Source organism: Pseudomonas marginalis, assembly GCF_900105325.1.
Lineage (GTDB): Bacteria > Pseudomonadota > Gammaproteobacteria > Pseudomonadales > Pseudomonadaceae > Aquipseudomonas > Aquipseudomonas marginalis.
Genome location: NZ_FNSU01000003.1, coordinates 220,568 through 244,197, shown reverse-complemented (window position 1 = coordinate 244,197; position 23,630 = coordinate 220,568). Strand labels below are relative to the sequence as shown.

At 61.2% G+C, this 23,630-nt stretch carries 20 protein-coding genes and 1 pseudogene; 6 read left to right on the top strand and 15 right to left on the bottom strand.

What is annotated here, in order from left to right; all coding sequences use genetic code 11:
• Positions 1-635: 635 nt before the first annotated feature.
• From araH to BLW22_RS10520, 7 genes are all read right to left on the bottom strand, one after another.
• The gene (gene araH / locus BLW22_RS10550) at positions 636-1,604 is read right to left on the bottom strand and encodes an L-arabinose ABC transporter permease AraH (protein ID WP_065925854.1); all 969 of its coding nucleotides are present in this window, start codon (positions 1,602-1,604) and stop codon (positions 636-638) included.
• A 9-nt stretch (positions 1,605-1,613) separates the two neighbouring features.
• Positions 1,614-3,116: an L-arabinose ABC transporter ATP-binding protein AraG gene (gene araG / locus BLW22_RS10545; RefSeq protein WP_065925855.1), complete on the bottom strand. Its 1,503-nt coding sequence runs from the start codon at positions 3,114-3,116 to the stop codon at positions 1,614-1,616.
• Entirely contained in the window at positions 3,113-4,120 is a 1,008-nt protein-coding gene (locus BLW22_RS10540) for a substrate-binding domain-containing protein (protein ID WP_065926374.1), read from the bottom strand. Before BLW22_RS10540 ends, araG begins: the two co-directional genes overlap by 4 nt.
• Positions 4,121-4,288: 168 nt before the next feature.
• Positions 4,289-5,152: an SMP-30/gluconolactonase/LRE family protein gene (locus tag BLW22_RS10535; RefSeq protein WP_074846071.1), complete on the bottom strand. Its 864-nt coding sequence runs from the start codon at positions 5,150-5,152 to the stop codon at positions 4,289-4,291.
• A gap of 19 nt (positions 5,153-5,171) precedes the next feature.
• Positions 5,172-6,752 (bottom strand): aldehyde dehydrogenase (NADP(+)), encoded by a 1,581-nt coding sequence (locus BLW22_RS10530; RefSeq protein WP_065926376.1) that lies wholly within the window; start codon positions 6,750-6,752, stop codon positions 5,172-5,174.
• A gap of 10 nt (positions 6,753-6,762) precedes the next feature.
• Positions 6,763-7,755, bottom strand: a complete 993-nt coding sequence (gene araD1, locus BLW22_RS10525; RefSeq protein WP_065926377.1) for an AraD1 family protein — start codon at positions 7,753-7,755, stop codon at positions 6,763-6,765.
• Positions 7,756-7,770: 15 nt separating this feature from the next.
• A complete protein-coding gene (locus BLW22_RS10520; protein WP_053139479.1) occupies positions 7,771-9,093 on the bottom strand; it encodes an MFS transporter in 1,323 nt (440 codons plus the stop codon).
• Between the two features lie 192 nt (positions 9,094-9,285).
• Between BLW22_RS10520 and BLW22_RS10515 the strand changes: the two genes are divergently transcribed.
• Positions 9,286-11,022, top strand: a complete 1,737-nt coding sequence (locus tag BLW22_RS10515) for an IlvD/Edd family dehydratase (RefSeq protein ID WP_074846068.1) — start codon at positions 9,286-9,288, stop codon at positions 11,020-11,022.
• 48 nt (positions 11,023-11,070) lie between these two features.
• Positions 11,071-11,793, top strand: coding sequence for a FadR/GntR family transcriptional regulator (locus tag BLW22_RS10510; RefSeq protein WP_065926379.1), 723 nt, complete (start codon positions 11,071-11,073; stop codon positions 11,791-11,793).
• A gap of 36 nt (positions 11,794-11,829) precedes the next feature.
• On the opposite strand, the gene BLW22_RS10505 is transcribed toward BLW22_RS10510, so the two are convergent.
• Positions 11,830-12,390 (bottom strand): hypothetical protein, encoded by a 561-nt coding sequence (locus BLW22_RS10505; RefSeq protein ID WP_027603616.1) that lies wholly within the window; start codon positions 12,388-12,390, stop codon positions 11,830-11,832.
• 87 nt (positions 12,391-12,477) lie between these two features.
• On the opposite strand from BLW22_RS10505, the gene BLW22_RS34095 reads away from it, so the two are divergent.
• Positions 12,478-13,518, top strand: a complete 1,041-nt coding sequence (locus tag BLW22_RS34095; protein ID WP_083221121.1) for a hypothetical protein — start codon at positions 12,478-12,480, stop codon at positions 13,516-13,518.
• Positions 13,519-13,756: 238 nt separating this feature from the next.
• On the opposite strand, the gene BLW22_RS10495 is transcribed toward BLW22_RS34095, so the two are convergent.
• Both BLW22_RS10495 and BLW22_RS10490 read right to left on the bottom strand, forming a co-directional pair.
• Complete coding sequence (locus tag BLW22_RS10495) at positions 13,757-15,883, bottom strand: TonB-dependent siderophore receptor (protein ID WP_065926380.1); 2,127 nt, start codon at positions 15,881-15,883, stop codon at positions 13,757-13,759.
• Between the two features lie 277 nt (positions 15,884-16,160).
• Positions 16,161-17,252, bottom strand: a complete 1,092-nt coding sequence (locus BLW22_RS10490; protein WP_074846065.1) for an NADH:flavin oxidoreductase/NADH oxidase — start codon at positions 17,250-17,252, stop codon at positions 16,161-16,163.
• A 78-nt stretch (positions 17,253-17,330) separates the two neighbouring features.
• On the opposite strand from BLW22_RS10490, the gene BLW22_RS10485 reads away from it, so the two are divergent.
• Positions 17,331-17,642, top strand: coding sequence for an ArsR/SmtB family transcription factor (locus tag BLW22_RS10485; protein ID WP_027603612.1), 312 nt, complete (start codon positions 17,331-17,333; stop codon positions 17,640-17,642).
• Positions 17,643-17,650: 8 nt separating this feature from the next.
• Here BLW22_RS10485 and BLW22_RS10480 read toward each other — a convergent pair whose 3' ends face one another.
• From BLW22_RS10480 to BLW22_RS10460, 5 genes are all read right to left on the bottom strand, one after another.
• Entirely contained in the window at positions 17,651-18,112 is a 462-nt protein-coding gene (locus BLW22_RS10480) for a metallophosphoesterase family protein (protein WP_074846062.1), read from the bottom strand.
• A gap of 7 nt (positions 18,113-18,119) precedes the next feature.
• Entirely contained in the window at positions 18,120-18,869 is a 750-nt protein-coding gene (locus BLW22_RS10475; protein ID WP_235865580.1) for a Fic/DOC family protein, read from the bottom strand.
• A gap of 3 nt (positions 18,870-18,872) precedes the next feature.
• On the bottom strand, positions 18,873-19,136 hold the full coding sequence (locus BLW22_RS10470) for a hypothetical protein (protein WP_074848130.1): 264 nt from the start codon (positions 19,134-19,136) through the stop codon (positions 18,873-18,875).
• A gap of 122 nt (positions 19,137-19,258) precedes the next feature.
• Positions 19,259-20,287 carry a GGDEF domain-containing protein gene (locus BLW22_RS10465; RefSeq protein ID WP_074846059.1) on the bottom strand — a complete coding sequence of 343 codons (1,029 nt, stop codon included), beginning with the start codon at positions 20,285-20,287 and terminating at the stop codon, positions 19,259-19,261.
• Entirely contained in the window at positions 20,272-21,150 is an 879-nt protein-coding gene (locus BLW22_RS10460) for a hypothetical protein (RefSeq protein ID WP_065926384.1), read from the bottom strand. Before BLW22_RS10460 ends, BLW22_RS10465 begins: the two co-directional genes overlap by 16 nt.
• A 261-nt stretch (positions 21,151-21,411) precedes the next feature.
• Here BLW22_RS10460 and BLW22_RS10455 point away from each other — a divergent pair, with 261 nt between their 5' ends.
• Positions 21,412-22,302, top strand: a complete 891-nt coding sequence (locus BLW22_RS10455) for a bestrophin family protein (protein WP_065926385.1) — start codon at positions 21,412-21,414, stop codon at positions 22,300-22,302.
• Between the two features lie 144 nt (positions 22,303-22,446).
• Positions 22,447-23,526, top strand: a pseudogene (locus BLW22_RS35950) (HAMP domain-containing protein); the annotation flags it as partial.
• Between the last annotated feature and the right edge of the window lie 104 nt (positions 23,527-23,630).

The window sequence follows — 23,630 nt, the reverse complement described above, 5'->3', positions numbered from 1 at the left end:
GACGGGCTTGGTTACCACCATCAGCGTTGTTTCATGCGGTCGATGACCACCGCCAGCAGCAGGAGCGAACCGCTGTGGTGAGCGGGCTTGCCCGCGTTGGGGCGCGAAGCGGCCCTAAAACCCGCCACCCGGTTCAGCCTGGAAGAATGCAGTGACTGTGTTGGGGCCGCTTCGCGCCCCAGCGCGGGGCAAGCCCGCTCACTACGACGGGCTTGGTTACCATCATCAGCGTTGTTTCATGCGGTTGATGACCACCGCCAGCAGCAGGAGCGAACCGCTGTGGTGAGCGGGCTTGACCCGCGTTGGGGCGCGAAGCGGCCCTAAAACCCGCCACCCGGTTCAGCCTGGAAGAATGCAGTGACTGTGTTGGGGCCGCTTCTGCCCCAGCGCGGGCAAGCCCGCTCACTACGACGGGCTTGGTTACCACCATCAGCGTTGTTTCATGCGGTCGATGACCACCGCCAGCAGCAGGATCGAACCGCTGTGGTGAGCGGGCTTGCCCCGCGTTGGGGCGCGAAGCGGCCCTAAAACCCGCCACCCGGTTCAGCCTGGAAGAATGCAGTGACTGTGTTGGGGCCGCTTCGCGCCCCAGCGCGGGGCAAGCCCGCTCACTACGACGGGCCTGCTTACCACAATCAGCGTTGTTTCATGCGGTCGATGACCACCGCCAGCAGCAGGATCGAACCGCGGATCACATACTGGTAGAAGGTGTCGATGTTCTTCAGGTTCATCGCGTTCTCGATGATCGCCAAAATCAACACCCCGGCAATCACATGGCGGATCATGCCGATGCCGCCGCTCAGCGACACCCCGCCCAGCACGCAGGCGGAAATCACCGTCAGCTCGAAACCCTGGCCGATCATCGGCTGGCCCGAGGTCATGCGGGAGGCGAGGATCACCCCGGCCAATGCGCCGATCAGGCCGTGCACGGCGAAGATCAGGATCTTGGTGCGGTCGACATTCACCCCCGCCAGCAACGCCGCTTCCGGGTTACCGCCGATGGCCATGGTGTTGCGCCCGTAGGTGGTGTAGTTGAGCAGCCAGCCGAAAAACAGGAAGCACACGATGGTGATCAGGATCGGCACCGGCACGCCCAGCAGTTGGCCATTGCCAAAGATAAAGAACTGATCCTGGGACACCCCCACCGCCTTGCCGTCGGCAAAGATATAGGCCAGGCCGCGCACGATCTGCATGGTCGCCAAGGTGGTGATCAACGCATTGACCCGCAGCTTGGCGATCACGATGCCGTTGATCAGCCCCACGACCAGGCCCATCAGCAGCGCCGCGCCAATGCCCAGCATGACGCTGTCGGTATCGCGCATCACAATCGCCGCCACCACGCCGGCGCAGGCAATCACCGAGCCTACCGACAAGTCGAAGTGCCCCGATGCCAGGCAGAACAGCATGGTGCAGGCGGCGATGCCCACGGTGGAAATCGCCAGGCCCAGGCCGCGCATGTTCAACGGCGAAAGGAAGTTATCGATGAGCAAGGCGCACAGGACAAAGATGCCCACCGCTGCCAGCAACATCGCCCAGTTGTCGAGCAGTGCGCGCATATCGAGGGGTTTGCGTGCCGTCGGCAGCGCGTTGTTTTGAGTCGTCATGGTCTTCTCTCAGTTCGCCAGGCCGCGCGGCAGGGCCAGTTGCAGCAGGTTGGATTCGGTCGCGTGTTCGCGGGTCTGTTCGCCGCGCATCGCGCCTTCGCACAGCACCAGGATGCGGTCGGAGATGCCCATCACTTCCATCAGGTCGCTGGACACCACGATCACCGCAATGCCCTGGGCCGCGAGGTTATGGATAATCTGGTAGATCTCGGCCTTGGCGCCGATGTCGATGCCGCGGGTCGGCTCGTCGAGCAGCAGCACCTTCATCGGCATCGACAGCCAGCGGCCAAGAATGGCTTTCTGCTGGTTGCCGCCGGACAGGTACATGATCTTTTGCGCGGCAGTCGGGGTTTTGACCTTCATTGCCTTGATCTGCTGGTCGGCATTGCCCTTCTCCCAGCCATCGCGCAGCAACCAGCCGAACGAAGAGTGGGCTCCACGGGCGCTGATATTGATGTTCTCGGCGACGCTGGACAGCGGAATGATGCCTTCCTTCTTGCGATCTTCCGGGCACAGCAGCACACCGGCGGCGATGGCGTCGCGGGGTGAGCGCAGTTGCAGGGCCTCCCCGCATAACTCAAGGCTGCCGGCGCTGGCGCGTTCCAAGCCGCTGAGCAAACGGAACAACTCCGTGCGCCCTGCCCCCACCAGGCCGAACAGACCGAGAATCTCGCCCTTGCGCACCTCAAAACTGACCGGCTCACGCAAACCCGGACCCAGCAAACCGTCGACCTTGAGCGCCACCTCACCGTGCTCGCGCGGGCGGTAGTCGTAGATGTCCTGGATGTCGCGGCCGACCATGCAGGTCACCAACTGGTCGTGGGTCAACGCGCTCATGTCGTCGAAGGTGCGCACGTAACGGCCGTCCTTGAACACCGTGACCGCGTTGCAGATGCGGAACACCTCTTCCATGCGGTGCGACACGTAGAGCACCACTTTGCCCTCGTCCCGCAGGCGCGTAATGATCGCCATCAAGCGGTCGATCTCCCGCGCCGACAGGCTGCTGGTCGGTTCGTCGAAGGCAATCACATGGGCGCCACGGGACAGCGCCTTGGCGATTTCCACCAGTTGGCGCTGGCCCAGGGACAGGCGCCCGAGTTTTTCCTCGGGGTCGATTTCATCCGCCAGGCCCTTGAGACAGGCCAGGGCCTGCTTGCGCAGCAGGCCCCGGTTGACCACGCCGAAGCGCGAGGGCAAATGCCCGAGGAACAGGTTTTCGGCGACGGTCATTTCCGGCACCAGGTGCAGCTCCTGGTGGATCACCGCTACGCCGCTGGCGATGCTGTCGGCGGCGCATTTGAACGCCATGGTCTGCGCGCCGATCTGCACCGTGCCGCTGCTGGGAATATAGGCGCCGCCGAGGATCTTCAGCAGCGTCGACTTGCCCGCACCGTTCTCGCCCATCAGGGCGTGCACCTGCCCCGGGTGGGCGGTGAAGCTGATGCCGTCCAGCGCCTTGACCCCGGGAAAGGTTTTGCCGATAGCGTCAAAACGCAGGGCCGCCGCCGTCATTTCCACAGCCCGATCTTGGTCAGTTCTTCCTGGAAGTTGGCGCGGGTGATCAGGGTCACTTCATCCATGGCCGTGTACTTCGGCGGTTCGGTGCCCTTGGTGACCCACTCGTACATCATCAGCGCGGTGTTGTAGCCTTCGATGTGCGGGCTTGGCAGCATGGAGCCGAAGAAGCCGCTGTTGGCCTTCTTCAATTCGCCGATGGCGTCGGTGCCATTGATGCCGATGCCGATCACATTGGCCGCGGCGAAACCGGCGCTTTCAGTGGCGCGCACGCCGCCGAGCACGGTGTTGTCGTTCATGCCGCCGATGATCAGGTTTTTCGCGCCGCTGGGCAGCTTGACCAGGGCCGAGTTGGTGGCGTCCATGCTGCCGGGGACGTCGAGGGTTTTCAGCGCGGCGGTGAGGATGTGGTCCTTGGGAATGCCGGCTTCTTCCAGGGATTTGATCGAGCCGTCGGTGCGTTTTTTGCCGGTGTCGAGTTCATTGAAGGTGTTGATCACCGCGTAGGTGTCCTTCCAGTCCCAACCGCGTTTTTTCGCCTCGGCAGCCATGGCCGCGCCTTGTTTCTGGCCCACTTCAAACGCGGCCATGCCCAGGTACGGCACGTCTTCCATGAAGTTGCCCTTGGCGTCGACAAAGCGATCATCCACGGCAATCACTTTCAGGCCGTTGGCCTTGGCCTTGGCGACGATGGCCGGGCCCAGGGACACATCCGGCGGGCAGATCACAAAGCCCTTGGCGCCGTTGGCGGCCAGGCTGTCGATGGCCGAGAGGGTTTTCTCGCCATCGGGCACGGCGATCTTGATCACGGTAAAGCCATGTTCCTTGCCGGCTTTTTCGGCAAAGGCCCATTCGGTCTGGAACCACGGTTCCTCGGCCTGTTTGACCAGGAAGCCGATTTTCACTTCTTCAGCGGCCAGCAACAGCCCGCTCAAGCTCATGGCCGAGACCGCCACAGCGGCGCAGCACAGGGAACGGATACCACGACGACGATGATTCATACGGGTGACTCCTTGTTGTTGTTTTTTGTTTGCTGTTTTTTGTAGGAGCGAGGGGGACGCCTAGTTCTTGCTCGCGAAAAACGTTAACGATGACGCGTACATCCTGAATGCACGCGGCGCGCTCAGGCTTTTCGCGAGCAAGCTCGCTCCTACAGTGAAGCGGTGCAGCTAACCGGCAAAGCGATGGCAAGGCATGCCGGGTACATCGACTTCGATGGCCAGCACCGCACCGTCCAGAGGGTGATCCAATGGGCTGGCGGCGCTGGTGATATACAAAGTGGTGAGGTTGGGGCCACCGAATACGCAACTGGTGGGGCGACTCACGGGCAACTCGATAATGCGGTCCACCTCCCCCTCGGGCGTCAGGCGCAGCAGGCAACTGCCGTCCCAACGGGCGTTCCAGATGTAGCCTTGACTGTCCATGGCCGAGCCGTCCGGCCCGCCACGCTCATGGGGGCCGAACCACACCTGTGCCGGCTCGAGTTGGCCGTCGGCCTGAATCGAATACTGGTAGAGCGTGGCGTCCAGGCTGTCGCCGAAATGCACCTGGCGGCCGTCCTCGCTCCACAGTAAGGTGTTGGGAATGCCCAGGCCGTGAAGCAACGGCGTGACCTGCGCATCCGCATCGATGCGAAACAGGCCGCCGGAGCGCCGCGTGATCGGCAAGTCTTCGCCGTGTTCGCCGATGTTGTTCTGCATCGTGCCCAGCCACAGGCGGCCCAGGGCATCGCAGCGCGCTTCATTGCCACGGTTGCCCGGTTGCGGGTCGGCCACGCACAACAGGGTCAGGGCTTCGGTGGCCAGGTCCAGACGGTAGACACCGCTGCTCAGGGTCACCAGCGCATCACCGCGTTCGCACGGGATAAACGCCGAAACGTGCTCGGGCAACTGCCAGATCTGCAACTGCCCGTCCATCAGGCGCAGGGCCTGTTTGCCGGCGATATTGACCCAGTACAGCGCCTGGGTCGGCACGTCCCAGAACGGGCCTTCCCCCAGTTGCGCACGGTGCTCAGTGACAGCGGTACACGACATGACGCCTCCTGATAAGTGTTTACAGCGAGTCGCGGGATGGCGTGCCATCCACCAGGCGCTGGATGCGCAACGGGTTGGCGTTTTTCAACGCGTCAGGCAGCAGGCTATCCGGGTAGTTCTGGAAGCACACCGGACGCAGGAAACGGTCGATGGCCAAGGTGCCGACCGAGGTGCCACGGGCATCCGACGTCGCCGGATACGGGCCGCCGTGCACCATCGAATCGCAGACTTCGACGCCGGTCGGGTAGCCGTTGAGCAGGATGCGCCCGACTTTCTGTTCCAGCAGCGGCGTGAGTTCGGCGAACTGTTGAAAGTCTGCCGGTTCGCCAATGATCGTCGCCGTGAGCTGGCCGTGCAGGCCGTGCAAGGCAGCGCTGAGTTGGGCTTGATCAGCAACTTCGACAAACACCGTGGTAGGGCCGAAGACTTCTTCCTGCAGCACTTCATCGCCATCGATCAGCAAGCGCACATCGGCCTTGAACAGCTGCGGTTGCGCCTGATTGCCCGCCTGGGTGCTACCGGCCAAATGCTGAATGCCAGGGTGCGCCAGGAGTTTTTCCAGGCCTTTGCCGTAGCTGCTCAGGGTGCCGGCATTGAGCATGGTTTGCGCCGGTTGCTCACCGATCAGTTGGGCGACCTGTTGGGTAAACGCGGTGAACTGCGGCGAAGCGATACCGATCACCAGGCCAGGGTTGGTGCAGAACTGGCCGCAGCCTTGCACCACCGACGCGGTCAGATCCCGAGCGACAGCATCCGCCCGCGCTTGCAGGGCCTGGGGTAGGACGATCACCGGGTTGATGCTCGACATCTCGGCAAACACCGGGATCGGCTGCGGGCGTGCCGCGGCCATATCGCACAAGGCGCGACCGCCCTTGAGCGAGCCGGTAAAGCCCACTGCCTGGATCGCCGGGTGCTTGACCAGCGCCTCACCGACGCCGCCGCCGAAGATCATATTGAACACACCGGCAGGCATCTCGGTGGCTTCAGCCGCACGGATGATGGCATTGGCCACCTGTTCAGCCGTGGCCATATGCCCGCTGTGGGCCTTGAACACCACGGGGCAGCCCGCCGCCAGCGCCGCAGCGGTATCACCACCGGCCGTGGAAAACGCCAGGGGGAAGTTGCTCGCGCCAAACACGGCCACCGGGCCCAGGCCAATGCGGTATTGGCGCAGGTCCGGGCGTGGCAGCGGCTGGCGATCGGGTAACGCCTTGTCGATGCGTGCGCCGTAGAAATCACCGCGACGCAGCACCGTGGCGAACAGGCGCATCTGGCCACTGGTACGCCCACGCTCGCCTTTGATACGGGCGGCAGGCAGCGCGGTTTCGCGGCAGACCAGCTCGATGAAGTTATCGCTCAGGCCATCCAGCTCGTCGGCGATCGCGTCCAGGAACTGCGCACGGCGCGCGGCACTCAACGCACGGTACGCCGGATACGCAGCGGCGGCGGCCTTGGCGGCGGCGTCGACTTCTTCCGGCGTGGCCTGATAGAAATCCTGCGGCAAGGTTTCGCCCGTGCTGGCATCGACGCTGTGCAGCTTGACGCTGCCGTTGGCGCTGCGCTGGCCGCCGATGTAGTTGTGGCCGAGGAACTGGGTCATGTTGATCTCCTTAAAGGGGGGTGACTTGGCCGGGTTCAAAGGCCGCATCGCTGCTGCCGACGCCATTGACCAACGGCGCGCCGAACTCGGCCTGGCTGATCTCGAACACATCGCCCGGTTGGGTACGTATACCATCGGCGAATGACAGCGTGGCGGTACCGAAGAAGTGAATATGCACATCGCCCGGCTTGAGGAACTGGCGGTATTTGAAGTGGTGGTACTCAAGATTTTCCAGGCTGTGGCACATATTGGCCTCGCCACTGAGGAATTCGTTCCGCCAGATTTCCTCGCCGTTACGCAGGATGCGGCTGGTGCCGGCCAGGTGCTGGGGCAACTCGCCCACGCGCAGTTCGGGGCCGTAGCTGCAGCTGCGCAGCTTGGAATGGGCCAGGTACAGGTAGTTTTTGCGCTCCATGATGTGGTCGGAGAACTCGTTGCCCACTGCAAACCCCAGGCGATAGGGCTTGCTGTCCGGGCCGATTACATACAGGCCGCCGATTTCCGGTTCTTCACCGGCGTCTTCGGCAAACGGTGGCACCGGGAAGGCTTCGCCTGGGCGCACGACGATGCTGCCGTCGCCCTTGTAGAACCATTCCGGTTGCACACCGGCCTGGCCGGCAGCGGGCTTGCCGCCCTCCACGCCCCATTTGAAGATGCGCATGGTGTCGGTCAAGGCGCTCTCATCGCCGGCCTGCTGGTGCATTTTGTCCCGCGCCGAGGCGCTGCCCAGGTGGGTCAGGCCGGTGCCGCTGATGAGCATATGGGCCGGGTCCGGGTGGTCCAGCGGTGGCAAAATCTTCAGGTCGGCCAGCAGTGCGGCGTAGTCATGGCTGTCGCCCAGGCCCAGGCTCTCGACCTGCTGCTGCAACTTGACGCCCGCCTCGATGGCGGCCAGCGCCAGTTCGCGCACGCTGCGCGCGGTACGCACTTCGCGCACTGTGGCGCCTTCTACAACGCCGACCCGGCGTTCACCGTTGCTTGACTCGAACTGAACTAAACGCATGAAACTTCTCCCAGATTAAGTACGTGTGGCGCCACGGGCGCTGGCGGCGAATTGATCGGCGGGCAGTACGTGCTTGCGCTCCAGCAGGCGGTAGACCACGCCGGTCAAGACCAGCCCGAACACCATGACCCCGGACAGGAAGTACAAGCCCGAGGCGAGGTTGCCGGTGTATTCCTTGAGCGCACCGATCACGAACGGACCGATATAGCCGCCGAGGTTGCCCACCGAGTTGATCAAGGCAATGCCCGCCGCCGCACTGGCGCCGGCAAAGAAGCGCCCCGGCAAGGTCCAGAACACGGCGGTGCAGGAAAACATCGCAAACGCCGCCAGGCACAGCGCGGCCATTTGCAGCACCGGCACACTCAGCCAGGCGCTGAAAAACAGGCCGATGGCGCCCAGCACATACAGCACGGCCAGGTGGCCGTAGCGATCATTCAGGCGGTCGGAACTGCGCGGGATGATCAGCAGGCCGATGATGCCGAAGATGTACGGCACGGCGGAGATAAAGCCGGTGACCAGGTCGGTGCCGCCAAACTGTTTGATCAGGGTCGGCAACCACAGACCCAGGCCGTAAATGCTCAGGGTCACCGGCAGGTAGAACAGCGCCAGCAGCAATACGCGTTTGTCCTTGAGGGCATGCAGCGGGTTGCCGTGGCGGGTCTGGCCGTAGGCTTGCAGGTCCTTGGCCAATTCATCGGTGAGCCAGGTTTTTTCCGCGTCGCTCATCCATTTGACCTGCTTGGGGCCATCCGGCAGGTAGCGCAGCACTGGCCAGGTGAGCAGGATCGCCGGGGTGCCGATCACGATGAACAGCCACTGCCAGCCATGCAGGCCGAGGATGCCGTCCATGCCCAGCAGGCCGCCGGACACCGGGCCGGTGATCATCATCGCAATCGGTTGGGAGAGGATGAACAGCCCGAGGATCTTGCCGCGATGGCGCACCGGGAACCATTGGGTGATGTAGTACAGGACGCCGGGAAAGAACCCGGCTTCGGCAGCGCCGAGCAGGAAGCGCATCACATAAAAGCTGTGCGGCCCTTGCACGAAGGCCATGCCGATGGTGATCGCGCCCCAGGTGATCATGATCCGCGCGAACCAACGCCGTGCGCCGAAGCGGTCGAGCATCAGGTTGCTGGGGATCTCGAAGAGGAAGTAGCCAATAAAGAACAACCCCGCGCCCAGGCCATACGCCGCATCGCCGATACCGACGTCGGCGCCCATGTGCAGCTTGGCAAACCCCACGGCGGAACGGTCCACGTAGGCGATCAGGTACAGCAGGATCAGGAAGGGAATCAGTTTCAGCGTGATGCGCCGAATAAGCCGCAGTTCCTGGCTCATGGGGTCGATCTCCGATTGTTGTTTTTATAGAAGCTCGGGGGACGCCTCTCGCGGAAATCCGCCAGGGTCATACCTCAGTTAAGCCAGACTATATAGTAGGACTATTTGCAAAACAACTCTTCCAAAGCATCGATTTTGCGCTTATGTTTAAGCACGCATAGAACATATAGTCATACAATAAGAGAATCGATCATGTCTGATAAAAAGCCCGGCCTACGCTCCGCCCAGTGGTTTGGTACCGCCGACAAAAACGGCTTCATGTACCGCAGCTGGATGAAGAACCAGGGCATTGCCGACCATCAGTTCCATGGCAAGCCGATCATCGGCATCTGCAATACCTGGTCGGAGCTGACCCCGTGCAATGCGCATTTCCGCCAGATCGCCGAGCACGTCAAACGTGGCGTGATCGAGGCCGGTGGCTTCCCGGTGGAATTCCCGGTGTTCTCCAACGGCGAATCCAACCTGCGCCCCACCGCCATGCTCACTCGCAACCTGGCGAGCATGGACGTGGAGGAAGCCATCCGCGGCAACCCGATTGACGGTGTGGTGTTGCTGACCGGCTGCGACAAGACCACCCCGGCCCTGCTGATGGGCGCCGCCAGTTGCGACGTACCGGCCATCGTGGTCACCGGTGGGCCGATGCTCAACGGCAAGCACAAGGGCCAGGACATCGGCTCGGGCACCGTGGTGTGGCAGCTCAGTGAACAGGTCAAGGCCGGCACCATTACCCTGGATGATTTCCTCGCGGCCGAAGGCGGCATGTCGCGCTCGGCGGGCACCTGTAACACCATGGGCACTGCGTCGACCATGGCCTGCATGGCCGAGGCACTGGGCACGTCCCTGCCCCACAACGCGGCGATCCCGGCGGTGGATGCGCGGCGTTATGTGCTGGCCCATATGTCCGGCATGCGTGCGGTAGAGATGGTGCGCGGAGACTTGAAGCTGTCGAAGATCCTCACCAAGGAGGCGTTTGAAAACGCCATCCGCGTGAACGCCGCCATCGGTGGTTCGACCAACGCCGTGATCCACTTGAAAGCCATCGCCGGGCGCATCGGCGTCGAGCTCGACCTGGACGACTGGACCCGCATCGGTCGCGGCATGCCGACCATCGTCGACCTGCAACCGTCCGGGCGCTTCCTGATGGAAGAGTTCTACTATGCCGGCGGCCTGCCCGCCGTGCTGCGTCGCCTTGGTGAAGCCAACCTGATCCCGCACCCGAACGCCCTGACCGTCAACGGCAAGACCCTCGGCGAGAACACCAAGGACTCGCCGATCTACGGCCAGGACGAAGTGATCCGCACCCTCGATAACCCGATCCGCGCCGACGGCGGCATTTGCGTGTTGCGCGGCAACCTGGCGCCACTCGGCGCGGTGCTCAAGCCGTCGGCAGCCAGCGCCGAGCTGATGCAGCATCGCGGCCGTGCGGTGGTGTTCGAGAACTTCGACATGTACAAGGCGCGCATCAACGACCCTGAACTGGACGTGGACGCCAACTCGATCCTGGTCATGAAAAACTGCGGGCCCAAGGGTTACCCAGGCATGGCCGAAGTCGGCAACATGGGTTTGCCGGCGAAACTGCTGGCCCAAGGCGTGACCGATATGGTGCGGATCTCCGACGCGCGCATGAGTGGCACCGCCTACGGCACCGTGGTCTTGCATGTGGCGCCGGAAGCCGCTGCCGGTGGACCGTTGGCCACCGTGAAGGAAGGTGACTGGATCGAACTCGACTGCGCCAATGGCCGCCTGCACCTGGACATCCCCGACGCAGAGCTGGCGGCGCGCATGGCCGACCTGAAACCGCCGCAGAACCTGATCGTCGGCGGCTACCGCCAGTTGTACATCGATCATGTGCTGCAGGCCGACCAGGGTTGCGACTTTGACTTCCTGGTGGGTTGCCGTGGGGCTGAAGTCCCCCGGCATTCCCACTAATTGGGATGCTATGATGCCGCGAATTTAAGTCAGAGCATCCCTGTCGTTATGGATCACCAGCCGCCCAAGCCGCGCAAGAGCATGCATGCCCAGATCGTTCAGGACTTGGGCATGCACATCGTTTCAGGTCGCTTCAAGCCCGAAGAACGGCTGCCCATGGAGGCCACGCTCTGCGAGGAGTACAAGGTCAGCCGTTCGGTGTTGCGCGAGGCGACCCGGGTGCTCAGCGCCAAGGGCCTGGTGTATTCCAAGCCGCGGGTGGGCGCGGTGGTGCGGCCGCGCTTGAAATGGCACCTCCTCGACCCGGACGTGTTGTCCTGGCTGATGCAGTCCACGCCCCACAGTGAATTCTTCAATACCCTGGCCGGTGTGCGGCGCATCCTCGAGCCGGAGATCGCCGCCATGGCCGCGACCACCGCCACCGATGAAGACATCGCCACCATCGAAAAAGCCTACCAGGGCATGGAAACCGCGCAGACCCACGAACAGCTGCTGCAGGCCGACCTGGACTTCCACCGCGCCATTGCCGATGCCACCCGCAACGACCTGCTCGCCTATATGTGCAACATGCTGTCGTTGCCGCTGCGCGAGTCGATCAACATCACCAACCGCCGCCCGGACATCCAGGGCCTGAGCCTGCCCCGGCACAAGGCGATCCTCACCGCGATCCAGAACCGCGACGCCCTCGGCGCGCGGCATGCGTCGCTGGTGCAGCTGGATGACACGCGAGTGGCGTTGGATACGGTGATGAATGTGCTGACGCCGCTATAACCCGATAGAGCCTCCACGCTCAACTCGGCGCAAGGGTCAACGCGTCGACATCACGGCCGACTTGACCGGTAGCTCGGAATATTGCGGGTGCTGCTTGACGAAGGTGCGAACGGACTGCTCCTGTCGATCCACCACACAGATGCCAATGCTGGGGTAATCAACGGTGCAGGTCCCCAACGCAAGGAGTCCGCAGTTTTTCACGCCATAGATCGCGGCCGGGCGAGCCGCGAGCGGGCAACCATAGGTCATTTCGCCCACGTAATTGATTTGTCCATTGGTGACGGTAAAGCGCAGCGGCTTCGAGTAGGGTCCCATCACGCCACGACGCGAGCCAAGGTCACTGACTTCATAGGTGCCTCCAGGCAACCATGCCGAGTAGTAGTCCTTGGGGCCCCAGCCATAGTCTTTGCCGGTGTCCACATTGTGAAAGCTCATCCAGGTTCCGTAGGGCCCACCCTCGATCAGTGCGCCCAGGACAAGACCTGCGTTTTCGGCGGAATAGACTTTTGAATCCAATGCCATTTCAGGTGGCAATGCCGAGCAGGCACTCATCAAGGCCACGGTTCCGATCACAAACAACTGACTTATTTTGCGCATTCAATCCTCGGTCCATCGAAAAAAGTTCAACTTTGCCAGTATCATGCGGCACTTCTCAACATCGGCGTTAAGGATGCCCCCCCTTCCATGAGTAATTTATTTGCAGGCCGTGCGCTCGGCGCAACATTTTTCGCGTTGATATTGAGCGGCTGCAGCGTGTCGGGTACGTACCCCGATGCCACCGGACCGGATGCTGCCAAGCTACGATTTGTCAGCGACATGAGCAGCGCCACGCTGAGTGTAATAGATGCGCAACATTGCGATGGACAGACCACCGGCATCCTTAACAATCTGTTCCTGGCCAACACCCGCAGGCGGGCGGACATGTCGATGCCGCCGGTCTCCGAAAAAACGCCCTACCTGGAAATCCGCTTGCCCGCCAACAAAGAACTGTTCCTGCACTTGAATACCCAAGGCACAGGTTCGGTGTGCGGCATGGCTTTCACCCTCACTCCGCAAAACGGCGCGGAATACGAGGTGACGTTCACTGGCGCAGGCCGCCAGTGTGTGACGACACTCAAACGTCTGCATTCAGTAAAAGGCCAGGTGGTGCGCTCACCGGTCCCGGTGATCAATAAAGGGCTGCCCAGCTGCGTAGGTGCCAATGCGCTGTTCCCCGCGCCGCCGAAAGGCCTCCCCGCCACCCCGGAGCGTGATGCCTTGGCCGAGCAGATTATCGCCCCGAGCATCATTGCGGAAATGAAACCCCAGGCCAGCCCGCTGGACGACAGCGCGCGCGATCACGCAACTGATCTGGTGGTCAACAAGCGCAAGGCCCAGATGAACCTTGATCTGCCGGATGCCTATTGGGCGCAGTATCGTCAGAACGTCGTGAACTACCTGGTCCAGGCTCAGGGCGTAAAGGCCAAAGCACTTGAGCAGTACAAGGTTGAGTACCGTGCGCGCCTCTCACGGCTGGACACGCCCACGTTAAGAACCCTGGTGCCCGATACCCCGGCCACCGACATCACTCAGGCATTGGCTGTCAACGGTGCGATGCTGCAGTACTACCGGCAGTTGAATGGATTGCTGGAGAAAGAAGCAATGGCCGACAACTGGGCACACATGGCCGAATTGGATAAGCGTTATGGCGTGTGTGAGCGGTATGCGCAGTGCTGGCAGAATTGAAGGACCTGACGACGCCTTGTGAAACTTAACGCCAAGGGCTTGGTGTATGCCAAGCCCGGATGGGCGCGGTGGATCAGTCACAGCGTCATCGGCCGATCTACCGTCATCGGGGCATAGGTATCTACACATTTTGAGCAAGCTTGCGCATAGATACCGTCTTATCAAATACCGCGCAAATCCGTAGATACCCATGGTCATCGGGGGCAAGCCCCCTCCCACATTGAAACCGTGTAGGCCGTTAGAGGGTGTAGGCGATGCCGACCTGCACCGTGCGCGGTTCGCCGGGGTAGGCGTATACGTTGCCGAACGCACCTTCTTCATAGTCGCGATTGAACAGGTTCTTCACGTCCAGGTTCAGCCGCACCTTGTCGTTGACCTTGTAGTAGCTGAGCAGGTCGACCACGGTGTAGGCATCCATCGAGAAGGCGTTGTTGGAGGTCTGCCCGGCCCGTTCATCCACATACTTGCCACCCGCGCCGAGGCCCAGGCCCTTGAGGGCGCCGTCCTGGAACTCGTAGACGTTGAGCAGGCTGAAGCTGTTACGCGGGATGTTCAGCAAGCGCGTGCCGCTGCGCAGGGTGTTGTCCTTGGTCACTTCGGCATCCACGTAGGCGTAGCCACCGATCACACGCCACTCGGGGGTGATATTGCCCGCCACGTTCAGGTCGAAACCACGGCTGCGCACCTGGCCGGCGGCGACGCTGAAGGTGGAGTCGAGAGGGTCGGTGGTGAGCACGTTTTTCTTCTCGATCTGGTAGATCGCGGCGTCGACACTCAGTTGACGGTCCAGGGCTTCCCACTTGATGCCCATCTCGTAGGATTTGCCTTTCTCCGGTTCAAAACCACCGCCCTGGCGACTGGCGCCGGTGTTGGGCTTGAACGAACGCGCGGCGTCGGCGTAGACCGCAACGGTGTCGGTGAGGTCGTAGATCACGCCCACGCGTGGGGTGACGGCGTTGTCGCTGGCTTCCCAGCTTTTACCGCCCGGCACGTAGGTGTGGTAGTCGTGTTCAAAGCGCTCGAAGCGTGCGCCGGCGAGCACTTTAAGGCGCTCGGTCAGGGCCACCTGATCCTGCACGAAGGCCGCGTAGGTCTTGAGGTTTTCCTTGTCGTGGGTCGGCGTGCGCGTGAGGTTCGGGCGCGCCTGGCCGTAGACCGGGTTGAAGATGTCGATTGAATAAGCACCCACTGCGCCGCTGGAGCGCTGGATGATCGACTTGTAGTCGTAGTCTTCGAATTCGACGCCGGTGAGCAAGGTGTGGTCGAAACCACCGGTGGAGAAATGCCCGGTGAGGTTGAGCTGGGTGTCCTTGTCGGTCCACTCCAGTTTGCGATAGTTGAAGTTGCGGCCCAGGGTGCGACCGTCGGCGGCCAGGCCGTTGGCTTCAATGGCATTGCCTTGCAAGGTGCCGTCCAGCCATTGGAAACCACCGCCCAGGGTCCAGCTGTCATTGAGCAGGTGCTCGAAACGCAGCTGGGCCATGCTGTTGTCGTTGTGCAGTTTGCCGACGTCTTTTTCACCCCAGAAGGTGTCGCGCGAGGCAGTGCCTTTTTGATTGGGGTAGCGCGTCAGGCCACGGTCCAGCGGGTGGTTGTTGCGCATGAAGTCGCCTTCGAAGATCACCTTGGTGTCATCGCTGGCCTGCCAGGTGATCACCGGGGTCACGCCGTAGCGTTCGGTCTCGACGTGATCACGGAACGTGTCACCGCCCTCGCCCACCACGTTCAGGCGATAGGCCAGGCGACCTTGTTCGTCCAGCGGGCCGGAAGCGTCGAGGGTGGCGCGCTGCATGCCCTGGTCATCCAGTTGGCTGCCGAGGGTCACGGTCGGCTCGGCCAGCGGTTGCTTGGACACCACGTTGAAGGTGCCGCCGGGATCGCCACGGCCATACAGCATGGTCGCCGGGCCGCGCAGCACTTCGAGGCGTTCGATGGTGTTGGCGTCCGGCATGTTCGGGTAACCGCGGTTGATCGGGAAACCGTTGCGGTAGAACTCGCCGGTGGTGAAGCCACGTACGGTGAAGGTGGTGAGCCCCTGGCCGCCGAAGTTATTGGCGCGGCCGACGCCACCGGCGTAGTCCAGGGCGTCCTGCAAACGGGTGGCGCCGATGTCTTCGACCACATCCTTGGACACGACGCTGATGGACTGCGGGGTTTCATGAATCGAGGTGTCAGTGCGCGTCGCACTCGCCGAACGTGTGGCGTGGTAGCCCTTGACCGGCCCTTGAGCCGTCTCGTAGTCCGCCTCGCCGGTGACATTGGTGGCTTGCAGCTCAAGACTGGCCTTGTCGGCAGGGACAACCTCGGCCCAGGTAAACGGGGAAAACGCCTGAAGCACGCAGAGGGAAATCAGGGTACGACGCATGGATGTTGAACCTAGTGAATGAGCCAGATGGGGCGGCAAACCTGCCAAAAATTCGCGCGAATGGTATACCAATCCATTCGCGTTTGACATCTGTTCTCATTCGCTATTTTTCAGGTAACCCCTTGGTATCGACATGCAGGAAGTTTGATGCGAACCCAATGTGGGAGGGGGCTTGCTCCGATAGCGGTGGATCAGCTGAAAATAAGCTGGCTGTTCCACCGCTATCGGGAGCAAGCCCCCTCCCACATTTGGATTTCTATATGTCGTCAGGATCCGATCAGCGATACCGCTCCAACCAATGGGCGTAAGGCGCCGGCAAGGTCCAGGACGACTTCTCAACCCCCAGTTCCTTGGCCGCAAAGTACGCCCAATGCGGGTCAGCCAGGTGCGCACGACCGACCGAGACCAGGTCCAGGTGCCCAGCCTGCAACGCACCTTCCGCCAGTTGCGGCGTGCCAAAGCCCCAGGCCGAGGTCACCGGGATGCCCGCTTCGCGGCGCACGCGCTCGGCGATCGGGCCCATAAAGGCCGGGCCCCACGGGATATTCGTGTCGGGGATGGTGAAACCGACGCTGACGCTCAGCAGGTCCAGGCCGCCGGCCTTGAAGTTACGGGCCAGTTCGATGGATTCGGTCAGGGTCTGTTCGTCCCGGCCGTCGTATTCGATCACGCCAAAACGCGCGGTCAGCGGCAGGTTTTCCGGCCAGACCTCGCGCACGGCAGCCAGGGTTTCCAGGAGGAAACGGCTGCGGTTGTCGAAGCTGCCACCGTAGGCGTCGGTGCGCTGGTTGGAATGCTCGGAGAAGAAGCTCTGGCCCAGGTAGCCATGGGCGAAGTGCAGTTCGATCCACTCGAAACCGGCGTCACGGGCACGGCGGGCGGCGTCGACGAAGTCCTGCTTGACCCGAGCGATGTCGTCCAGGGTCATGGCGCGTGGCACTTGCGGCAGGTTGGCACCAAAGGCGATGGCCGACGGCGCGATGGTTTCCCAGCTGCGCGCATCGGAGGCAGGTATGTGGTCGTCCCCTTCCCACGGGCGGTTGGCGCTGGCTTTGCGACCGGCGTGGCCGATCTGGATGCCGGGCACCGAACCGGCGGCCTTGATGGCCTTGACCATGGGCACGAACGCTTCGGCGTGGGCGTCGCTCCAGAGACCGGCGCAGCCTGGGGTGATACGCCCCTCGGGCGCTACAGCGGTGGCCTCGACCACCAGCAAACCGGCGCCGCCCCGAGCCATACTGGCCAGGTGTACGAGGTGCCAGTCGTTGACGATGCCGTCATCGGCCATGTATTGGCACATTGGCGGGATGGCGATGCGATTGCGCAGGGTGACGTCTTTGAGTTTGAACGGTTCGAACAAAGCGGACATTGAGAACTCCGGGAGCGAGTGGATGATTCGATAGTTCGATGGTAATCGAACTATGGTATTCGATGATAGCCCCCTGTTATGATTCGTTTCATGCGAGCCTTTAAACACCCCACCCCGGAAGACCTGACCCTCGAGCGCCTGCTATACGCGCTGAGTGATCCGGTGCGCCTGGAGATTGTCCGCTGCCTGGCCGGCGTGCCCGAGGCCAGTTGCGGCGAACTGGACGGCGGGCGCCCCAAGTCCAGCATGTCCCACCACTTCCGGGTCCTGCGCGATGCCGGCCTGGTACACACCCGCAGCGTGGGCACTACCCACATGAATTCATTGCGCGGCGAGGTGCTTGAGGAACGGTTTCCGGGATTGTTGCAGAGCATCCTGACGCAACGATAAAAGCCGGATCAGTCCAGCAGCGCGATCAGCTGCGACTCGATCGTCATTTCCCGCACGTCCAGCACCGCCAACGTCACCGGCAACTTGAAGCGCCGCCGCCCTGCACTGCCGGGGTTTACGTACAGTGTTGCGCCCCGCCATTCGATCAGGGGCTTGTGCGAATGGCCGGTGATCACCAGCCGAGTAGACGTGTCGAGTAAGGCGGGTACGTCGGCGATATCATGCACCACCAACGTCCGCCATCCGTCCACCTCCAGCATCAGATGATCGGGCACCTGCTCCGCCCACGCCGCGTCCTGGTCATTGTTGCCACGCACCACGTGCAGGGGCGCGATCTGTGCCAATTGCTGAAGAATCTCAGGGCTGCCGATATCACCGGCATGGATGATCTGCTCGCATCCCTGCAAGGCAGCGACAGCCTCAGGGCGCAACAGGCCGTGGGTGTCGGAAATCACGCCAACTCTGGACATCGTGGTCCTATTTTTCGGATGAAGGCGCAGCGAGCGACTGCGCTCTGTAGGTTGTGTAAATCTTTTGAACCTCAGGATTATCAAGGCTTTCGTAGGTAATCCTTTCCTTATCAAGCCCATCCAGACCTTTTAGGCCACCTATCATTCCTGGCCATTCGTCACGATGTGCAATATCGACCACGAAGGGTTGCAGGTAATCATTCAGATGCCCTTTAAACGGCTCTTTGATTTCCGCACTGAGTGCCCGGAGGTAATCATCCTTGTTGGTTTTTGACCATTCAATGGCGAACTTGGCTCGATAACAAAGTTCCATGAAAACCAGCAGAATCGTGCGCCCATTGCCATCGAGAAAAGGATGCGCGAATGCCAACTGGCCCATGACGTCACCAGGGCGATCCCTGAAGCGCTTCTTGTTCGACGCCAGCTCAAATGCATAGTCGACGGAGAGTCTGATCGATGCCGGATGCTCAAACGGGGTATGGTGTGGATCGTCTTGAGAACCTTTGAAAACGGCAAGATGTGGAACAAGCTCAGTTCGATCCTTACCCGCCCAGTGATAAAAATCAGAGAACAGGAGCTCGTGTACTTTGAGTACGGACGAGTAATCGATACTTTTTTTTTGGGCCAAGTATCGAAGCGCGTCTTCCATGCTCAGTTCGAACGATAGATGCTCTGACTCTTTTACTTCGATGGGATCTTTAAGCTGTAGAGCATTTTGAAGGTACCCAGCGGTCTCAAAATCGCCGAAGGCGATCAAAATTCATGCGCTTAGCTTCTTCTTGGAGCGTCGCTTCTCTTGGAGGTAACTGCCCTGAAGCGCCAGGGTTTCCGATTTACTCAGAACGCCCTTCCTCTTGAGATTGACCAACAACTGCTCCACACCATCCAACTCGACCACATCGCCAGCCAGGCTAGTAATCGCAGCAGCCATCCGGCTTATGCCATCACGCTCAGCGGTAACATGATGAGCCCTGGCCAGGTGACGCACGTGGCTGGCAATACTGATATCCGCTGTTTTAGTCATTTGAAATCCCCCAATTAGCCTCCAGAGCATAGCATGGTGCCCTCCTTCCAACTCAACCGAAGCGCACGTAACTTAAACGTTTCTGGTTCAGGGCGAACCTTCCCCGCAAGCCGGCGTTCGAGCTAAGTCGCTCCGTGGCAGACTAGCGCGCCATCCAGATACACGCGGTCCTTGCCATTGCCCTTGGAGGCGTAGAGATTGCGGTCGGCACGCTTGAGGACCGCCGACATATCGGCCCCGGCCGTAAAGCGTGTCATGCCCGCACTGCAGGTGTAGTGATGGGGCGGCGCGACACTGCACCGAATCCCCTGCAGCAGGCGCAGCGCGTAGTCGGTGGCGACATCAGGGTCATCGCCCACCAGCAGCACGCCGAATTCTTCACCGCCAATCCTGCCGAAACTGTGGCTGCCGGGGGTGGCTTTCAGGCACGCGGCCATCGCACAGAGAATCCTGTCGCCGACGTCATGGCCGAACTGGTCATTCTTCAATTTGAAACTGTCGATATCCAACATCATGAAGTAGCCCGTATCACCGGCCGCAATCAGTTTGGCGAAGCTCTCCATAAAGGCGCGCCGGTTCAGGATGGAGGTCAAGTAATCCGTCTCGGCCAATTCCCGAAACTCACTCTCGACCAGTAACACGGAGCGCAGGTTTTTCAGGTAGTAGACATTCAAGACAGAACCGATCGCCACCGACGCGGCGCAAAAGATAAACACGTAGGTGTCGACGCCTGCGTAAAGGCTCAACTGAATGTGGGGCCACGTCAGTAACCAGACCAACGCGGCGCAGAACAGAAAATCCTGAACCACGATAAACAGGATTGCGCTGCTCATTACCAGGGTCACGGCCAGCGGCAAGGCAAACACCTGCAACGCAGGCCGGGTGTGAACCACATAGGCAAAACCTGCGGACAGCAGCGCCATGTAGGCCACGCCCAGCGCCCGCCACAGCACATACTGAGTCACCACCCGGTGGACCCCATACACCGCGCACAGACCCATCGTGACCAGCACGACCGGCCAGCCGAACATCCTCCCGCGATCAACCAGCAACACCGCCAGCCAGGCGAAAATCCCGATCAGTTCGGCCTGGGCAATGGCGGGCGACAGCAGCCTTTGCATCCGTGGCCTGAGCTTTACATTAGCCGGCATCCCGTCACTCCCTGTGCATGAGTGGCCGCTTTATTATCGACATGACTCAGTTGAAGACTGTGCAGGCAGGTCGCAAACGAATACGCCATGAACCGCCTTACCAACACGATAAAAGGTGGCAGGACTTCAAGCAGTGTCTTGGAATGAATCTTGAAATAGCCCCGGTCGGCCCCCTCTTGCACCAGACGAATAACGTGGGTCTTGGACACCGAGAGTTGCTCAGCGATGGAAAGGTAGGACGAAGACCTGAAACTTGCCCCTTGATTATCCAGCGCACACGCATCGTTATAGATCGCCAGCATCAACATATGTCCGGCATCGCGTTTTACCAGCCAATAACAATCAGGCATCAACAGGTCAATCGTCACGTTCTGGCGCAGAAGCACCGAAAAACCTTTGAAATAACGGGCCAGATAGGCGCGATCATCCAACCCGGCCATTGACCCGCACACCTCGGTTTCCGGGCACATCACGCCCAGCGGCTCGACCACGGACGTAAGCATCAGCCTGATCTCCTCGCAGGCTTGGGATGACGGACTGAATACCCGCAAACGACTGTCATCCGCATGCCTCGACACCGTCATGAACCCCAGGACCCTGAACAGCAGGAAGATCGACTCCAGGCTGTTTCTCGAACAGAACCCGCGCGCCACACAAAACTCTTTCACCTCGGACAGTAAGGGAACTGGCTTGGAGAAATACGTGCTCAATAACGTAAAGGACACCATCAAGCGACTGAACTTCAGTGCGGTCTTGTAGAAAAACGGTCTTTTTGAATAGGACTCCAGCAAAATCGAATAATGGGTACGAATACTCGCTTCAAACTCCACATGGCGCTCAAACGCCCGCGCCGACTGTTCCATCGCCAACTTCAACGAACCACTGCACATGAGAAAGAGCCCTGATCAAACAACTTGGATCCACTGATCTCAATTGCAGCACCGATAATGGCGTTTTGCCTTGGGCGCAATCTAGCGTGATTAGCTCTGAGGACACCGTCGCTACCAAAATTGTTCCAGAAAACTCAGGCGGCTTAACCGTTTCAGGCGCCGCAGCGAACCTTCCCCGCCAGCCGACGTCCGAGCTAAGGCACTGTTGCCTACTGCTCGCCGCGAGGTTGTCGTTTGAAAGCCGCCATCATCAAAAAGTACCGCCTGATCATCAAGACCATGGGCTATGTGGGCTGGTCGCTGTTCTGGCTGTTGTTGTGGGACGTCGCCGTCACCGTGGACTTCATGCTGTTCCTCACCGCCAAGATCAACTTGCCGCTGATGCCCCTCACCCTGCTGGGCTCGGCACTGATCGTGCTCATCAGCTTTCGCAACAGCAGCGCCTATAACCGCTGGTGGGAAGCGCGCACGCTGTGGGGTGCGATGGTCAACAATTCGCGCAGTTTTGCCCGTCAGGTTTTGACCTTGCTGGACGATCCTGACGGCGAAGTGAACCCGATCAAGTCCACCCTGCTGCGCCGCCACGTGGCCTACGTAAATTGCCTGGCCGCGCACCTCAGGGGCGAACCGTGCCCTGATGAAGTACGCGCCTTTATCCCCACCGAGGAATTCGCCCGCAACGGCGCCACCAACAACTTTGCCAATGACATCCTCACCGGCTCGGCGGCGTTGCTGGCCCGCGAATACAAGGCCGGGCACCTGGACAGCATTCGCCTGGCGCGGCTGGAGTCGACCCTGGTGGATCTGTCCAATGCCCAGGGCGGCATGGAACGGATCGCCAACACACCACTGCCCTACCCTTACGTGTATTTCCCACGCCTGTTTATCTCGCTGTTCTGCCTGATCGTGCCCGTGGGCCTGGTGGAATCCCTGGGCTGGTTCACCCCGCTGGCGTCCACCGTGGTGGGTTTTATGCTGCTGGCCATCGAACGCATCGGCACCGACCTGCAAAGCCCGTTCCGCTCCAGCGAACACCAGATCCAGATGGAAGCCATCTGCGAAACCATCGAGAAGAACCTGCAATCGATGCGCCGCGACGCCCTGGCCGACCACTCAATCGGCTGATCACGCCCCGCGCCCTAAAGTGCGTGCCCCTTCGGTCGATAAACCGGAGGTACGCATGGGCCTTACCCCCTTCATAACAACACATGCGGCATTCAGCACTAGCGTTTCCCCTTGCCAAAACTATAAATACCCGCAGGTGAAGTCATGAATATCAAGCAGAAGCTGACCTGGGCGTTCGCGGCTATCGCGTGCCTCCCGGTCATCCTGGTGGCCGTGTTGGTAGTGCTGAATCTGCGCGAGGGGGCCCTGGCCAATTTCCTCGACAGCAGCGGTCGCGAGATCCGTCAGATCGACAACGGCATGAAGCAGTTCTTCGATGGCATCAGCCAGAACGTCGACTTCGTGGCCAAGGACCCGCGCGTTGTCGCGGCCAAGGATCTCAAGAGCTACGCCGGCGCCGACGCCGCGCAAATCCCCCTGACCCAGACCAACAAAGACCTGCTGGCGATTTTCGACCAGTTCGCCAAGAGCCACCCGAGCACCGCCTACTTGTCTTTGGGCCTCGCCGACGGCGGTTATGCCAGCTGGCCTGATGACACCAAACTGAACAACTACGACCCACGCGTACGCCCCTGGTACAAAGCCGCCATCGCCGCGCCAGGCGCCACCGTGCGCACCGGCGCCTATTACTGGGCACCGGACGACGTGGTCCTGATCGGCACCGTGCACACCGTCGCCGACGCCACCGGCAACATACTCGGCGTGGTCGGCCTGGACGTGTCGCTCAAGCAGCTCACCGAGCTGGTGCGCAACATCAAGCTGGGCGACAGCGGCTACCTGATGCTGGTGGAAGCCAACGGCAACGTGCTGGTGGACCCCAGCGACGCCAAGCACAACTTCAAGCCGATGGCCGACCTGGGCCCCAACTACGCCGAACTGGCCAAGCGCGGCGACGGCGTGACCCAGATCGACATCGACGGCGTGGCCTACATGGCCAACGTGGTCAGTTCCAAGGATCTGGGCTGGCGCTTTATCGGCCTGATCAAACGCGATGAAGTCATGGCCGGCGCCACCAGCCTCACGTGGTTGATCGCCGCGATTGCCGCCGCCCTGGCCGTGGTGTTCGCGATTGTCGGCGCCAGTTTTGCGAGCATGATCGTGCGCCCGATTCGCGGGGTGGCCGACGGCCTGCAGGAGATTGCCGAAGGCGAAGGCGACCTGACGCGCCAACTCAAGGTGCAAGGCAAAGACGAAACCGCCAGCCTGGCGGGCTGGTTCAACCAGTTCCTGAGCATGATCGCCCAACTGGTGCAGCGCATCGGCAACGCCTCTTCCGACCTGCAAACCGCCGCCGCCGACACCAGCGAAGTCGCCAACAACATGAACCA

What these genes read in the sequence shown, in the direction of transcription:
- araH (WP_065925854.1), bottom strand. Translation starts at nt 1,604, where the DNA reads ATGACGACTCAAAACAACGCGCTGCCGACGGCACGCAAACCCCTCGAT.
- araG (WP_065925855.1), bottom strand. Translation starts at nt 3,116, where the DNA reads ATGACGGCGGCGGCCCTGCGTTTTGACGCTATCGGCAAAACCTTTCCC.
- BLW22_RS10540 (WP_065926374.1), bottom strand. Translation starts at nt 4,120, where the DNA reads ATGAATCATCGTCGTCGTGGTATCCGTTCCCTGTGCTGCGCCGCTGTG.
- BLW22_RS10535 (WP_074846071.1), bottom strand. Translation starts at nt 5,152, where the DNA reads ATGTCGTGTACCGCTGTCACTGAGCACCGTGCGCAACTGGGGGAAGGC.
- BLW22_RS10530 (WP_065926376.1), bottom strand. Translation starts at nt 6,752, where the DNA reads ATGACCCAGTTCCTCGGCCACAACTACATCGGCGGCCAGCGCAGCGCC.
- araD1 (WP_065926377.1), bottom strand. Translation starts at nt 7,755, where the DNA reads ATGCGTTTAGTTCAGTTCGAGTCAAGCAACGGTGAACGCCGGGTCGGC.
- BLW22_RS10520 (WP_053139479.1), bottom strand. Translation starts at nt 9,093, where the DNA reads ATGAGCCAGGAACTGCGGCTTATTCGGCGCATCACGCTGAAACTGATT.
- BLW22_RS10515 (WP_074846068.1), top strand. Translation starts at nt 9,286, where the DNA reads ATGTCTGATAAAAAGCCCGGCCTACGCTCCGCCCAGTGGTTTGGTACC.
- BLW22_RS10510 (WP_065926379.1), top strand. Translation starts at nt 11,071, where the DNA reads ATGGATCACCAGCCGCCCAAGCCGCGCAAGAGCATGCATGCCCAGATC.
- BLW22_RS10505 (WP_027603616.1), bottom strand. Translation starts at nt 12,390, where the DNA reads ATGCGCAAAATAAGTCAGTTGTTTGTGATCGGAACCGTGGCCTTGATG.
- BLW22_RS34095 (WP_083221121.1), top strand. Translation starts at nt 12,478, where the DNA reads ATGAGTAATTTATTTGCAGGCCGTGCGCTCGGCGCAACATTTTTCGCG.
- BLW22_RS10495 (WP_065926380.1), bottom strand. Translation starts at nt 15,883, where the DNA reads ATGCGTCGTACCCTGATTTCCCTCTGCGTGCTTCAGGCGTTTTCCCCG.
- BLW22_RS10490 (WP_074846065.1), bottom strand. Translation starts at nt 17,252, where the DNA reads ATGTCCGCTTTGTTCGAACCGTTCAAACTCAAAGACGTCACCCTGCGC.
- BLW22_RS10485 (WP_027603612.1), top strand. Translation starts at nt 17,331, where the DNA reads ATGATTCGTTTCATGCGAGCCTTTAAACACCCCACCCCGGAAGACCTG.
- BLW22_RS10480 (WP_074846062.1), bottom strand. Translation starts at nt 18,112, where the DNA reads ATGTCCAGAGTTGGCGTGATTTCCGACACCCACGGCCTGTTGCGCCCT.
- BLW22_RS10470 (WP_074848130.1), bottom strand. Translation starts at nt 19,136, where the DNA reads ATGACTAAAACAGCGGATATCAGTATTGCCAGCCACGTGCGTCACCTG.
- BLW22_RS10465 (WP_074846059.1), bottom strand. Translation starts at nt 20,287, where the DNA reads ATGCCGGCTAATGTAAAGCTCAGGCCACGGATGCAAAGGCTGCTGTCG.
- BLW22_RS10460 (WP_065926384.1), bottom strand. Translation starts at nt 21,150, where the DNA reads ATGGAACAGTCGGCGCGGGCGTTTGAGCGCCATGTGGAGTTTGAAGCG.